At 44.9% G+C, this 14366-nt stretch carries 11 protein-coding genes, 1 tRNA gene and 1 pseudogene; 3 read left to right on the top strand and 10 right to left on the bottom strand.

Features of this window, described 5'->3' with window-relative positions; genetic code table 11:
* The 3 genes and pseudogenes from WAK81_RS11995 to dsbD all read right to left on the bottom strand — a co-directional run.
* Positions 1-313, bottom strand: a pseudogene (locus WAK81_RS11995) (thiol:disulfide interchange protein); the annotation flags it as partial.
* Positions 314-373: 60 nt separating this feature from the next.
* Complete coding sequence (locus WAK81_RS12000; protein WP_422197053.1) at positions 374-1216, bottom strand: prolipoprotein diacylglyceryl transferase family protein; 843 nt, start codon at positions 1214-1216, stop codon at positions 374-376.
* Positions 1213-3144: a protein-disulfide reductase DsbD gene (gene dsbD, locus WAK81_RS12005; protein ID WP_422197055.1), complete on the bottom strand. Its 1932-nt coding sequence runs from the start codon at positions 3142-3144 to the stop codon at positions 1213-1215. Before dsbD ends, WAK81_RS12000 begins: the two co-directional genes overlap by 4 nt.
* 108 nt (positions 3145-3252) lie before the next feature.
* On the opposite strand from dsbD, the gene WAK81_RS12010 reads away from it, so the two are divergent.
* Together WAK81_RS12010 and WAK81_RS12015 are read left to right on the top strand one after the other, a co-directional pair.
* On the top strand, positions 3253-3927 hold the full coding sequence (locus tag WAK81_RS12010) for a response regulator (RefSeq protein WP_422197057.1): 675 nt from the start codon (positions 3253-3255) through the stop codon (positions 3925-3927).
* On the top strand, positions 3920-5299 hold the full coding sequence (locus WAK81_RS12015) for an ATP-binding protein (protein WP_422197059.1): 1380 nt from the start codon (positions 3920-3922) through the stop codon (positions 5297-5299). The genes WAK81_RS12010 and WAK81_RS12015 overlap by 8 nt, the downstream gene beginning before the upstream one ends.
* A 65-nt stretch (positions 5300-5364) precedes the next feature.
* Here the strand turns inward: WAK81_RS12015 and WAK81_RS12020 are convergent.
* From WAK81_RS12020 to efp, 7 genes are all read right to left on the bottom strand, one after another.
* A tRNA-Val gene (locus WAK81_RS12020) sits at positions 5365-5441 on the bottom strand.
* Positions 5442-5488: 47 nt separating this feature from the next.
* Positions 5489-7483: a transglutaminaseTgpA domain-containing protein gene (locus WAK81_RS12025; RefSeq protein ID WP_422197061.1), complete on the bottom strand. Its 1995-nt coding sequence runs from the start codon at positions 7481-7483 to the stop codon at positions 5489-5491.
* Positions 7484-7496: 13 nt separating this feature from the next.
* On the bottom strand, positions 7497-8402 hold the full coding sequence (locus WAK81_RS12030) for a DUF58 domain-containing protein (RefSeq protein ID WP_422197063.1): 906 nt from the start codon (positions 8400-8402) through the stop codon (positions 7497-7499).
* 12 nt (positions 8403-8414) lie between these two features.
* Positions 8415-9377 carry an AAA family ATPase gene (locus WAK81_RS12035; protein WP_422197065.1) on the bottom strand — a complete coding sequence of 321 codons (963 nt, stop codon included), beginning with the start codon at positions 9375-9377 and terminating at the stop codon, positions 8415-8417.
* A 427-nt stretch (positions 9378-9804) separates the two neighbouring features.
* Entirely contained in the window at positions 9805-10110 is a 306-nt protein-coding gene (locus tag WAK81_RS12040; RefSeq protein WP_171054308.1) for a YbdD/YjiX family protein, read from the bottom strand.
* A gap of 7 nt (positions 10111-10117) precedes the next feature.
* Positions 10118-12217 carry a carbon starvation CstA family protein gene (locus WAK81_RS12045; protein WP_422197067.1) on the bottom strand — a complete coding sequence of 700 codons (2100 nt, stop codon included), beginning with the start codon at positions 12215-12217 and terminating at the stop codon, positions 10118-10120.
* A 171-nt stretch (positions 12218-12388) separates the two neighbouring features.
* A complete protein-coding gene (gene efp / locus WAK81_RS12050) occupies positions 12389-12958 on the bottom strand; it encodes an elongation factor P (protein WP_004279747.1) in 570 nt (189 codons plus the stop codon).
* Between the two features lie 382 nt (positions 12959-13340).
* Between efp and epmB the strand changes: the two genes are divergently transcribed.
* On the top strand, positions 13341-14363 hold the full coding sequence (epmB, locus tag WAK81_RS12055; RefSeq protein WP_422197069.1) for an EF-P beta-lysylation protein EpmB: 1023 nt from the start codon (positions 13341-13343) through the stop codon (positions 14361-14363).
* The last annotated feature ends 3 nt before the right edge of the window (positions 14364-14366 follow it).

Below are 14366 nucleotides of genomic sequence, written 5' to 3' on the forward strand. Positions count from 1 at the left end.
CTGGCTTGCCATCCTGGATCCAGGTCGATTTTTCCAGGGTTTTCCAGACATCGTCCAATACCGCTTTTTTCATATGCTTTTCAATCTGTTCATTGGAAAGGCTTTTCCCTTGCGCATCAAACAGTTCGCCCTTGATATAATATTTGTCATCGTTGGAGATAAATACCGTATTGGAATACTGGTCTTCATGCCCTACCCAACCAGTTAAACCTTCGGGTGCAGGAATTTGCTTCACAAATTCAAAGCCTTCTTTTTCCAGTTGTTTTTTTATTGCATTGGGGTTGGCACTAACACCACATGCCACCGTCAACATTGTTCCGAGCAATAAACTCGCTTTAATTAGGGTCTTCATGACTCAAATCCTATAATCAATTTATGGGTTAATTTTCTTGAGATATTGTTGCAACATGGCTTGACTGAGTTCACCTTGATGACGTTCAACCAACTGTCCTTGTGCGTTAAAAAATAAGGTGGTGGGTAAACCAAAACTATTCAGTGCTTGTGGCATTTCACCCTGCGCATCCAGCAGAACATGTTTAAAACTGAACTGATTTTTTGTCAGATAAGCACGTACCGTATCGACATCTTCGCCTTGATTGAGCATGACAAAATTGACGTCAGGATGTTGATCATGCGCACGCTGTAACACAGGCATTTCACGATGACAGGGCGGACACCAGCTTGCCCATAAATTGACGACTGTGGGATGACCTTGAAACTGTTGCAGGGCGATGATTTGTGACTGATTTTGATCAGAAAGATTCAAACTTGGAAAACTTAAACCCGGATAATGGGTCTCTTTATTCATTAAATTTTGCGTGATCAATCCTGTACCCAATAGCATGACAAAGATCAGCAATAAGATTGCCTTAGCTTTTGTCGCAATGGCTGAATTTCTCCACCAAAACCATACGCTGCCTATCACCACGCCACCAATCAGATTAAAGCCCTTGTCTTGAATTTTCAGCATATCAATTGGCGATGCGAGATAAGACTCCAAGTTCAGCCCAATAAAGACCAAACGTGCACCCACTAATCCGCCCCAAACACTGCTCCAGATGGAATCTTGGAGACGTTGTTGAATGTCGGATGACCACTGTGCTTGTTGTCCAACTTTTCGCCCAATCATGGCGGTGATGAGTAAGGCCACAAGTAAGATTAACAATCCCCATGGCAACATCAAAGGCCCGAGATGCAGTGCTTCACTGGAGATCATGGCTGTACTCCTCGGTTTAATCGGCTAAGCAATTGTTCTGCGCTAAAGGTGCCTGTCAAACGCATGTTTCGCTGTTCTTGATGCTGTTCATCTAAGAAAATCATGGTCGGTGGCCCTAAAATTTTCCATTCTTTGAGCACTAGATCCTGACTGGCTTCATACTCGGTTAAGTCGAGTTTGATACGGGCAATATTTTCTAAACCTGCTTGTACATCGGCACGTGGAATCACTTCTTTTTCAATCGGCTGACAGGCCACACACCAATCGGCATAAACATCAATGAGCACCGCTTGTCCTTTGACTTGATCCAGTGCCTGTTGAAGCTCCGCTTGAGTACGTACCTTTTGCCATGCCAATAGTGCTGTGGCTTGTGCCGTATTCAGTTGCGACCATGCTTGAGTAAAATGCCATCCGCCAGACATTGCTGTGCCTAAGCTCATTGCAATTAAAAGCAGTTGTGTTGGCAGTTGCGACACATGCGGACGAATCTTCCATAAAATATAAACGGTGATACTGATGAACAAGATCCCCATCAGAATCAAATAAACCACGCTCGGAAGTAACGGACGCAGGAAATACACCGCCAGTAAAAGCATGACAAAACCAAAAGTGAATTTCAGACGATCCATCCACACGCCAGGTTTTGGCAAGTACTGCGCACCAAATACACAAGCAATCAACAGCGGTAAACCCACCCCGAAGCCAAGGACAAATAAGTAACTTGCTCCCATCCACGGTTCAGGCAATTGCGCAACAAACAGCAAAGCCCCTGCCAATGGCGCACTCATACATGGCCCGACAATCAGCGCAGAGATCATGCCCATAATGAACGAACCGAACAGTGTTCCGCCTTTTTGTTGTTGTTGCCATTGATCCAAACGCTGTAATAGACCTTGTGGCAAAGACAATTGGAATGCACCAAAGAGGTTAAGGGCAAACAACACAAACATTACTGCGAATAAGCCAATAAACAGCGGACTTTGTAACCAACGTTGGAAGTTATATCCCAATCCTGCCACCGCCAGGCCCATTAAAGCGTAGACCAATGCCATACCGAAAACAAAGACCAGCGCAATCAGTGCAGCACGGTAGCCCCGGTGCTGCTGGACCAGAATTCCCGTTAAAATTGGAATTAAAGGTAAAGAACACGGTAAAAATGCCAGCAGAATGCCAAGCCCGAGAAAAATCAGGGCATTAATTATCAGACCTTGTTCAGACAGTAAACTTAAAAAATACTGGTCATTGTTCCACTGGGTATTCATGCCTGCTGATGAAGTTTGTTTTTTAGAGTTTGCAATGAGCTGGTCATTTTTCTCTATTAATTCCGTCTCAGGCTGCACCACAGGTTCGGAAACTGCAGTAACTTGCATTTCCTCTACCTTTTCTTCAGTCAGCGCTTTATCTGTACTTTGAGTTTGCTTTATAGCCTGTAGCTCATCTTTCTTAGTTGCTAGAACCTTTTCGTTTGCTTCTGGCTGCGCTGCGCTGGTCAACAGTTTTGGTGTTTTGCTCAGGTTTTGCACTGGAAATAAACCATCTGCATCAGTTGTTACTGTGGTGCGTTGCACCGGATAACATAAACCGCTTTCTGCACAGCCCTGCCATTGCACCACAAACTGCTGGTTGGGCTGCACATTCATATTGGTTTTGACTTGCCCATAATGAACCTGGGTCAAACCGAAATTAGGGTCGTCTTTGTCTTCAGGTTTGGGCAGTGCCAACTTGACTGGGGTCTGCTGATGAGACACTTTAAGCTGGTCATGATACAAGTAATAGCCATCTGCGATTTTCCAGCTAAGCTCTGCCTGAGTCTGACTTGTAGAAACCACCTGAAACTGAAATGCCTGATCCGGTGGTAAAAAGTCTGCCTGTGCAGTTCCCGTCATGATTCCACCGCCGATCACGGCACCCAATATCCACTTCAACATCCAGCTGATCTCCTCCTGTTAGGACTGCATTATTGAAAAACTAAAATTAAGGCAACATTAACATCCCAAATCATTTATAAAATAATGGCAGTTTGATCAGGATGTTCTATGTTTATTGTATTGGTTGAGGATGATCCCTATATCGCACAGAGCATTTGTGCTGCTCTGAACTATTTAAATATTTCAGTGGAGCATGTCAGTCACGCACGTGCTGCAGATTATTTTATTCGGCATAGCGCAGTCGATTTGTGTTTACTGGATTTAGGCCTGCCTGATCAGGATGGCTTGGAGTTGCTGCACAGCTGGCGACGCGACCAGATTGATCTCCCGGTACTGGTATTGACGGCGCGGCTGCGGACCGATCAGTGTGTTCAGGCCCTGAATGCCGGTGCCGATGACTACCTGACCAAACCCTTTGAACTGGAGGAACTGATTGCCCGGATTCATGCCCTCACCCGTCGCCACCGCGGCTTTGCCTCGAATACACTGCAATTTGATGAACTGGTTCTAAATCGGGATACTCAAACTGTGACCTATCAAGACCAGGCCGTGAATTTATCTCGCCGTGAATTCAGCCTGCTGGAAACCCTGATGAGCCACCCCAACCAGATCCTGAAAAATGAACAGCTTATTGACAAGCTCTATGGTTTTCAGGACTCTATCGAGAGCAATGCCCTGAATGTACACATTTATCACCTGAGACAAAAACTGCATCCAGACTTGATTCAGACCATTCGCGGTGTGGGATATATTTTCAAACCGTTTGAGCATCGTCATGTTTAGTCACAGCTTGAAATGGCGTTTGGTCATGAGTCTTTTGGCCGTGTTTATTGTGCTGTGGAGTGCGGTATTTTCATGGCTGTATATTGACCTGAAACAGCGTTTACAAGACACGCTGGATCAACGCTTATCGGCATCTGCGCAAATGGTTGCCCGGCTGATTCAGCAATTACCGCTAGATAGTCTAGGGGATGTAACCTTATCAAAATTAGCCAAGAATGATGATGCAAACCAGTTAATTGCCTGTGAAGTCTCTCTTTTTAGCTCTGACATCTCGTTAGGCAATCAGGTGATTGCCAAAACACGCGGTGCCCCCCAAAATTTAAGCCAGCGACCGGAAGGATTCAGCACCTGGCAGCAGGGTGATACGGAATGGCGCAGTTATGTCCTGCGTCGTGGTGATATTCAGGTGGTGGCGGCAGAACGCATGTTCTTGAGGGATACCTTACTACGGCAGATTCTGCAGTCCGTACTGGTTCCCTTGGTCTTCTCACTGCTGATCTGTATTGCCCTGATCATCTTTATTATCCGCAGACAGTTCCGGTCTTTGGATCAGCTCAGTCAATACCTGAACCAGAAAAACCTCAACTATTCAAAGGCGGCAGATTTTTTAATGCAGCTCAAGCCTGCAAGTATTCCCCAAGAAGTACAGCCTTTTGTCAACAATTCCACGCAGTTGATTCAGAAAATTAATGACAGTCTGCAACAGGAGAAAGCCTTTAGTGCCTATGCTGCACATGAGTTACGCAGTCCCCTGACCGCAATTAAAACCCATGTACAACTGGCCCAACTGATCGGTCAGCAGCAGAACCTGCCTGAATCCATTCAGTACAATTTGCAGCAGGCCAATGAGAATATCCGGCGTTATACGCTGTTACTCGAGCAGCTTTTATTGCTGACCCAATCGGAAAACAGTATCCAGGAAATGACTGAGACCATCTGGCTTCGCCCCACACTTGAGAAAGTTCTTGCAGACTTAGATACACGCTATCCAGAAATGAACGAAAAAATACAAGTGAACTGGGACAGTCTAGGCGAAATTCAACTGCCTGAATTTGTGCTGTATACCGTACTGAAAAATCTGCTTGAAAATGCCCTGCTGCATGCTCAGGCTGCCCATATCTGGATTTCCATGCGGTCTGATTGCCTGGTGATTGAAGATGATGGACAACAACTTACAGCCGAGGATATTCAACATTTAGGACAGCGTTTCTGGCGCAAATCTGCTCAGCAGCACGGCCATGGTCTGGGACTGGCATTGACCGCTAACCTGTTAAAACAATATGGCTATCAGCTCTTTTTCAATGCCCGACGGCCCTATGGGCTTCGCATTGAAATAAAGTACGGCGTGTCTAAGCTTGACATGCAAGCTTAGACATAAAAAAGGGCTTTAAGCTACTTTTTTCGCTTAAAACCCTTATAACATAACGTTTAGAATCTTGGTAGGTATAAGCAGACTCGAACTGCTGACCTCTACGATGTCAACGTAGCGCTCTAACCAACTGAGCTATACACCTAGAATGCTTGGCATATTATAAATTTTTTCTCATTAAGACAAGCCTTTTCATTTAGTTTTTAGAACATCCGAGCAAGTTTTAAGCAAATCCTTGAGTTTTTTCAATTCTTGCTCAGTTATTGAGGTTCCCGAATAAAGATTTTTTTCAAAGATCTGGATGGCTTGAATAAATATAGCTTGATTTTCAACCTGAGCCTGTTGGGATAAACGCTGCATCCAGTGATGAAAAGTTTCAGCGGGCTGTTTTTTGAGACTATCAGCTAAGGATTGATTCAGTTGTTGAATCGCACGATCAAATGGAGATTGAGCCTGTCGGGCTTTTAGATAAATTCTGAAGATATAGGCCAAAATCAGTATCGCAATACTGCCCAGTAAAATTATGACACTCGAATAAACTGAACCGAGGCCTAATTTTGACAACCAGTTCTGTTGTGATTCTGCATTATAACCCACCACCTTACTTTGCCATTGGTAACTGGCATAATCACTCCAAACGCGTAGTTTGGTGATCCATAGATTATGCTGCGAGTTCCAGGTCGACTGAGTTGCCGATACCCATGCATCCTGAGAAAGCAGATTTTGCATACCATCATCTATACGCTGTGGAGCGATCATTGCGGTTGGATCAAAGCGTTGCCATTTCTGGTCAATCCAGACTTCTGTCCAGGCATGGGCATCGAGCTGTCGGACTTCCCAGCTCATGCGATCTGGTGCCAACTCCCCCCCCTGATAGCCGGTGACGACTCGTGCAGGAATCCCGACATAACGCATCAGCATCACGAAACTCGAGGCATAGTGTTCACAAAACCCTTGCCGGGAATTAAACAGGAACTCATCAATCCGGTTTTGCCCCAATTGACCCGGTTTCAGGGTATAAACAAAGTTATTCTGCTGATACCAATTCAAAACTTTCTGTACATAACGCCGAGGATCTTCAGCACTTTGCGCATATAGACGTTGTGCTAATTGTTGCGCTCGTGGGTCAAGTCGGCGCTGCACCTGAGTATTCGTTCGCTCGATATATTGCGTTGGCAAAGCCTGAGGATCATATTCTGTCCCGATCCATTGTAACGAAATCGGTTCAACACGTTGCGTGAGCCGTCTCGGCACAATGCTCCAATCCTGACGGTTATAATAACGGCGTTCCACAGGTATCGATTTTTCCAGCCCCATGATCCAGAACACCGAAGGATCCGCAGCCAGATATTGGTAGTTCCAGCCTGTAGGTACTGGTGAAGTATCCATCGGTTGTCGCATTAAAGGCTGCTGATTGACGAAACTGCTGGTCCAGCGTTGTCCATCATATTCATCTAACACCAACGCTCGCCAATAGAGTTCTGAGCGTGGTGGAAGCTTGTTGACATCACCAATAATCCGGAAAGCCAGTGCACCAGATTGGGATAATTCAGCAATATCCCCAGGTGACATACTGTCGCCAATGCCGGTCACACCCTTATTTTCAGGAATGGGAATATGCCAAAGTGGCGGCAAGCGCGGAAAGAAAATAAACAGTAAGATAAAAAATGGAACAGCGTACAGGATAAACTTGCCCACATGCTTGGCATCCTGTTGCAATGCTGCGCGCTGAGTAGTCTGCTCCTGTTCAAACTCACTGGTCTGAATCCGGTACAGGCCAATCAGACAGCTGATTAAACACAGCACAATCACGCTCGCCATCCCAAAAGACTGGCTATATAGAAATGAGCTGGCAGCAACAAACAGGGCAAAATTAAACAGAATAATCAGGTCACGTTTATTTTTACTCTCCAGTGATTTGGCAAATAAAAAAGTGGATAAAACCGCTACCCCAGCCTCAACACCGATAAAACTATGATGGCTCAAATAAATACTGCCGAGTGCCAAAGCCGTCAGCAGGAAAGTGCCCGTTTTAGGAAATGGCTGCTGACGTTTCAGGAAAATCCAGATACACACAATACTAATGGCAAAAATAATACTGAGTAGAACCGGAATAAATGCCATCTGGGCGATGAAAATCAGGCCCAAAGTCAGCACAATCGAGGTACGGATTTTTGCATTGATCATGAATTTACCCGCCTTAGGCCTGCGCCAACAGTTGTTTGGCTTTACGCAGCTGCTCTTCACCTGCGCCCTGAGGCAATTCGGCCTGTGGCAAATGCAGACTATACGCACATTGCTGCTGCTCGCATTGCTCGACCAAACCCATCACAAATTCAAGTTTTTCTTCATGTGACTGACTCGGCATATGTGCATAATGAATCTCGATACTGTGTTCATCCTGATATTGCTCAAAGACTTTGACATACAAGCCTTGTCCACGCGCAAACTGCTTCCAGGACACCGCCTGCAAGGAATCGCCTGACTGGTAATTGCGCAATTCACGAAACTCATCTATATCCGGTTCAAAACGGTTAAAGTGATATTTATTTTCTGTGCTAAAAACTTCAGCTTTAGGCGCGACCCAGGCAGAATGTTGATGATAAAGATAGGTCCAAGCTCGAACCAGACCAAAGGGATAAACCGAATAAATCTGAATCACCGGGTAATCAAACTTGCCACGTTGCTCTGCATAAAATGGCAGAATAAATTGCTGCTTTTGCGCATTCAGATAAGCTTTCGCTAGCTGATTCCCTGCTTTGATATACAAATAACGGGGGCGAAGCTGCTGCTGTTGAAAATAAAGATGTAGATTCAGGCTATGACCGACCTGCCCGACATCCTCCGCGATCAACTCAATTTTCAGGTCATGCAATTGCTTAAAAGTCAGATAAAAACTGATACATAGCACCGCACTGATTAAAAAGCAGAAACCTAAAATTAGGTTATTGGCATAATTCACCCCAGCCACAAAGGTGATGAAGATCAAGACCAGATACAGATAGCCCTGCTGATAAATAAATACTAAGACATCTTTCTGCGAGAGCTGTTTCTGCTGAGAAAATTGAAAGCGTTTGGCCAGCCATTTTTGCCAGGTTCTATCCAAGAGAGGACTCCTTTAGCTGACCGCAACCTGTTGCATGACATTAAAAGTTTCAGCTTCACTCAAACCCAGACGATGCGAAGTCACTGCGACAAATACCGCTTGTACATCATCCGGTGTGACAAAAGCACGTTGCTGAATCAGAGCATGCGCTTGTGCTGCACGCTTCAAGGCCAGAAGGCCACGCGTAGAAAGTCCATGACGGCTTTTACGAGTTTCTTCTGCCAGATCGAGCAAATATTCCTGAATGGCTTCACTGATAAATACATGATGCGTCAGGCTTTGCAGTTCCAAGATCTCATCTTCAGTAAAAATATGCGCCAGACTCGCAATCAGGGCAAAACGGGATTCCTGCTGTAATAACAGTTTTTCTGCATGGCGTGATGGATAACCTAAAGACAAACGCATCAGGAAACGATCTAGTTGAGATTCCGGCAAAGCATAGGTTCCACTTTGAAACAGCGGGTTTTGTGTGGCAATCACCCAGAAAGGTTTCGGCAAGGCATGGCGTACCCCATCTATGGTGGCATAGCCTTCTTCCATGGCTTCGAGTAAGGCGCTCTGGGTTTTGGGACTACAACGGTTGATTTCATCTGCCAGTAAAATCTGGGTAAAAATTGGGCCTTGTTTAAACTCGAACTGATGTTCTTTCTGGTTAAACATATTAATGCCGATGACATCACTGGCCAGCATGTCATTGGTAAATTGAATCCGTTGGAACTTTAAACCAGCCAGATGTGCCAGGCTGCTGGCTAATGTGGTTTTACCCAGCCCGGGTAAATCTTCAAACAGCACATGTCCACCTGCAATCAGACAGCAAAGTGCCAGTTTGGTCTGGGCCTGCTTGTCCAGCACAATGGCATTAACTTCTTCAAAAAAACACTGGATCTTGGGTGCATAACTTGCAATCTTTTGTTCAAGCCCTGTATTAACGTGTGCAATATCGTTATTTTCCTTTTGTTTCATGCCCCAGATCACAATAAATTCCTTAATAAAACATGGCCTAAGATTAACATACACTGAAATTTAAATTTTCCCAAAAGATCAATCATCTGTCTGTGTAACAGGATAAAAATATTCGCTACAAAATGGCGAAAATTCAAATAAGAATGCATGGGTTTTATCAAGTGCGGAGAAAGTGACGCCACAGAAAATAGGCAAGAAACTGGCTCAAGAAGAAATCATTTTGTCTTCGAGACCGAGTCTTAAAAGCTCGAATACATTTAATTTATATGATTAGAACAGCATACTTAAAAAGTATACAGATTTATTTTCTCCTAGATTTGAATCAAGAATATTCTGAAATAACTGAATCAATGAAATGAGATGTCATTAGCGCACCTGTTTTAAGACTGATATTTGGGCATAAGAAAGCGCCCCGAAAGGCGCTTTTTTTACTCAAGACTTAACACGGACACTTCTTCATATCACCGCCCGCAGATGGATAACGGGAATCCACACAATGGCGATAAAATGTTTTCGGGTCCATTGCTTCCAGATCCGGATGATGCTTGCGCATATGCTCCACATAGGTCTGGTAATCAGGCACGCCGACCATCAAACGGAAACTTTGCTGCAAACGTTGCCACAAGGTCGCAATCCGCGACCAGTTTTTCGGATTCAGGATTAAATCCTTTTGTGACATCACGGTCATTTTTATGATTTTATAAATCATCGTTTTCCCACTTTTGGCAAACTTCAGATTCATCATCTTCTCCTTAATGACCTTTCGCTGGTTGAATCTCTTCAGGATCGCGATAAATCGCTTCTGCTTCATGCACAGATGGCTCAGGATTTGCCAATGCTCGACGGATAACGCGAATTGCAGCAAACAACATGACAAAGGCTACAATCATAAAGAAAGCACAGAGCGCAGCATTAATCTGGTTTGACATCGCCACAGTCTGCATCTCTGCCACTGTTTTCGCTGGCGCCAGGATTTCATTATTGGCAATGGCCGTATTGAAACGATCAGCTTGCGCAAGGAAACCAATCTTTGGATTTTCATGGAAAATCTTCTGCCAGCCCGCTGTCATGGAAGTAATGAACAGAAACACTGTCGGGATAATCGTGACCCAGACATATTTCTGTTTTTTCATCTTGAACAGAATGACAGTACCGAGAATGAGCGCCATCGCAGCCAAAATCTGGTTACCAATACCAAACAGCGGCCATAAGCTGTTAATCCCACCGAGTGGATCGACTACGCCCTGATAGACGAAGAAGCCCCAGCCTGCCACTGCAACCGCAGTACCCAACAGGTTTCCGAAGAAATTATGCGATTGTTTCACCGCAGGAATCACAATACCCACAGTATCCTGCACCATGAAACGACAGGCACGAGTACCGGCATCAACAGCAGTCAGAATAAACAATGCTTCAAACAGAATCGCAAAGTGATACCAGAACGCCATCATTTCACGACTATTAAAAATTTCGGTGATGATATGTGCCATACCGATTGCAAAGGTTGGCGCACCACCAGTACGCGATAGAATCGAGTTTTCACCCACTTCCTGTGCCAGTAAAGTCAAGGCTTCAGGCGTTACAACAAAACCAAGGGTGCGCACTGCTTCTGCTGCGCTTTCTGCGGTAGTACCGAGCAAGGCTGCTGGTGAGTTAATCGCAAAATAAATTCCTGGATCCAGAATTGCAGCACAGATCAAGGCCATGATCGCCACAAAAGATTCCATCAACATACCGCCATAACCGATCATACGGATATCGCGTTCGTTGTTGACCAGTTTCGGTGTAGTCCCCGAAGACACCAAGGCATGGAAACCGGAAATCGCACCACAGGCAATGGTAATAAACAGGAATGGGAACATGGAACCTGCGAATACAGGACCAGTACCATCCACGAATTTGGTAATCGCTGGCAGTTTCATTTCAGGCATGACAAACAGGATACCAACGGCCAAACCTGCAATCACGCCAATTTTCAGGAAGGTCGACAGATAATCACGTGGTGCAAGCAATAGCCAGACTGGCAGTACCGACGCAATGAATCCATAAATGATCAGCGCCCAAGTCAGCTCAGTGCCAGAAAGCGTAAAGAACGGACCCCAATATGGATGTTGTGCGATGTTTTCACCGTAGATAATGCCCAGCATCATCAACACGAAACCGATAATCGAGACTTCAGCAATTTTACCCGGACGGATAAAACGCATATAGATGCCCATAAAGATCGCAATCGGAATGGTCGCTGCGATACTGAATACACCCCAAGGACTGTTGGTCAGCGCTTTCACCACTACCAGAGCCAGTACCGCCAGAATGATGATCATCACGCCCAAGGCACCAAGCATCACGATAATACCGGCAAAGGTTCCGAGTTCCTGCTTGGCCATCTCACCGAGTGAACGACCATCACGACGGGTGGAAATAAATAGCACCAGAAAATCTTGGACTGCACCCGCAAGCACCACCCCGACTAACAGCCAGATCGTCCCGGGTAAATAGCCCATTTGCGCTGCCAGGATCGGACCCACCAGCGGGCCTGCACCGGCAATCGCTGCAAAGTGATGGCCAAACAGAACGCTTCTATTGGTCGGCACATAGTCCAGACCATCGGCCAGACGATGCGCAGGCGTTAAACGGCGTTCATTCAGCTCAAATACTTTGGTGGCGATAAACAAACTGTAGAAACGGTAAGCAATGCTATAAACACAGGCGGCGGCAAGTACTAGCCAGACTGCATTGACATGCTCACCCCGACTCAGTGCCAGAACTCCAAAAGAGACTGCACCCACAATGGCGACCAAAAGCCAAATCATTTTCGAAGTCAGCGTCGACTTCTTTTGTAAAGTTTCCATTCAATCCCTCATATTGTGATGCATACAAATCAGCGTGATTGTTGTTGTTCGAGGTACTGCTGTTTTCCCTTGCGACTTTACGCCTGTTCTTTTGCTTTTCCTCTAAGACTTTGGCATAAAAAAAGGGATGATTTAAATCATCCCTCTCGATAATAGTCTATTTTCAAACCATTATGCACGTTCTAAATAGTCACCAGTACGGGTGTCTACACGAACGCTTTCTTCTTGCTGTACGAATAATGGAACACGTACCACAGCACCTGTTTCAAGTTTCGCCGGCTTACCGCCACCGCCAGAAGTATCACCACGAACACCTGGATCAGTTTCAACGATTTTAAGTACTACGAAGTTCGGTGGAGTTACGTTTAAAGGCACGCCATTGAACAACATGATGGTACATTTTTCATTTGAATCGTCTTTTAACCATTTTGCAGCATCGCTCATCGCTGTTTTATCAGCTGCAATCTGTTCAAAAGTAACAGGATCCATGAAGTTCCACATTTCGCCATCGTTGTACAAGTATTCCATTTCTACTTCAACGATATCAGCCGCTTCTAGGTTCTCGCCTGATTTGAAAGTTTTTTCCAGAACTTTACCTGATTTAAGGTTACGTAATTTTACGCGGTTAAAAGCTTGGCCTTTACCTGGTTTTACGTATTCGTTTTCCATGATTGAACATGGGTTACCATCAAGCATAACCTTAAGGCCTGACTTGAAATCATTCGTAGAATAATAGGCCATGACTGGCGCACTCCAAACTTACTAACTTTAATCTATTGATGCTATGGGCTGTTGCGATGTCATTTAGCAAGTCTGACACGAACATTGAGTTGCCACATGCACATTCATTTGATGTTGCGTATTCTAAATGAGCAATACACTTTGCCGCAATGAAAAAATCCGCTTTCACCCGCTCAGGCTGTTTAAGTTACAATCAGACATGAAAATCCTTTGTTTATTCATGTCTTGCTCAACGTTAAAATAGCATCAGGCTAGCACGAAGATCAGCATAGCTTAATCGCTCTTTATTTTACAGCGCAGTGGATTATTGCGCTTGCGCACAAACTGTTAAACTGCGTCCATCAGGCTTAGTCCTCTCACTTATTATTGTTAATCTTCCGGCATGACAAACTATTTATATCAAGAACAAAACTGGCAATCACAGCTCAGCGACCTGATCACCGATCCACGCGAACTGCTTGAAGTGCTGCAACTCGCACCAGAACAGCTTCTCTCAGGTGCCATCTTGGCGTCTGAACAGTTTAAACTGCGCGTACCACGTGCTTTTGTAGGCAAAATTCAGGAAGGAAACCCTTTAGATCCGCTGCTTTTACAAGTGCTACCCCATCATCTGGAACTGGAAGAACATCCAGGATTTGTCACCGATCCCTTGGGCGAAGAACAGGCCAATCAGCAACCCGGCGTACTGCACAAATATAAATCCCGTTTCTTGCTGACCTTGACTGGTGCCTGTGCCGTGCATTGCCGTTATTGTTTCCGCCGACATTTCCCCTATCAGGAAAATCTACCTAAAAACGAAGACTGGATAAATATCAAGCAATATCTGGAAAGCCAGCCTGATATTAATGAAGTAATTCTGAGCGGCGGTGATCCACTGACCTTATCGAACCGGAAATTAAAAATCTGGATTGAACGACTAGAATCAGTACCACATCTCAAATTCTTAAGAATACATTCACGAGTTCCTATTGTGATCCCCAACCGAGTCGACGAAGAGCTACTTAGCATGTTAAAAAACAGTAGGCTACGTATTATTCTGGTGGTACACTCAAACCATGCATCGGAGCTGGATGACTTCACTTGCAAGCGTTTAAACCAACTGGTTCAACAGCAGATTACCGTTTTGAATCAAGCAGTTTTATTAAACGGGGTGAATGATTCTGCTCAGGTTTTAGTGGATTTGAGCTATCGCTTGTTTGATGCCGGGGTCATGCCTTATTATTTACATGTACTTGATAAAGTAAAAGGTGCGCATCATTTTGATTTGGCACCTGACCATATTAATGAGATTTATACAGAAGTTTTAGCGAACCTGCCGGGGTATTTGGTTCCTAAGCTGGTTCGAGAAATAGCGGGCGAGAAGAATAAGACACCGCTTTTTGGGGTTTCAACATTTTTGAGTTAAATA

It is taken from the genome of Acinetobacter sp. (assembly GCF_049284435.1).
Classification (GTDB): domain Bacteria; phylum Pseudomonadota; class Gammaproteobacteria; order Pseudomonadales; family Moraxellaceae; genus Acinetobacter.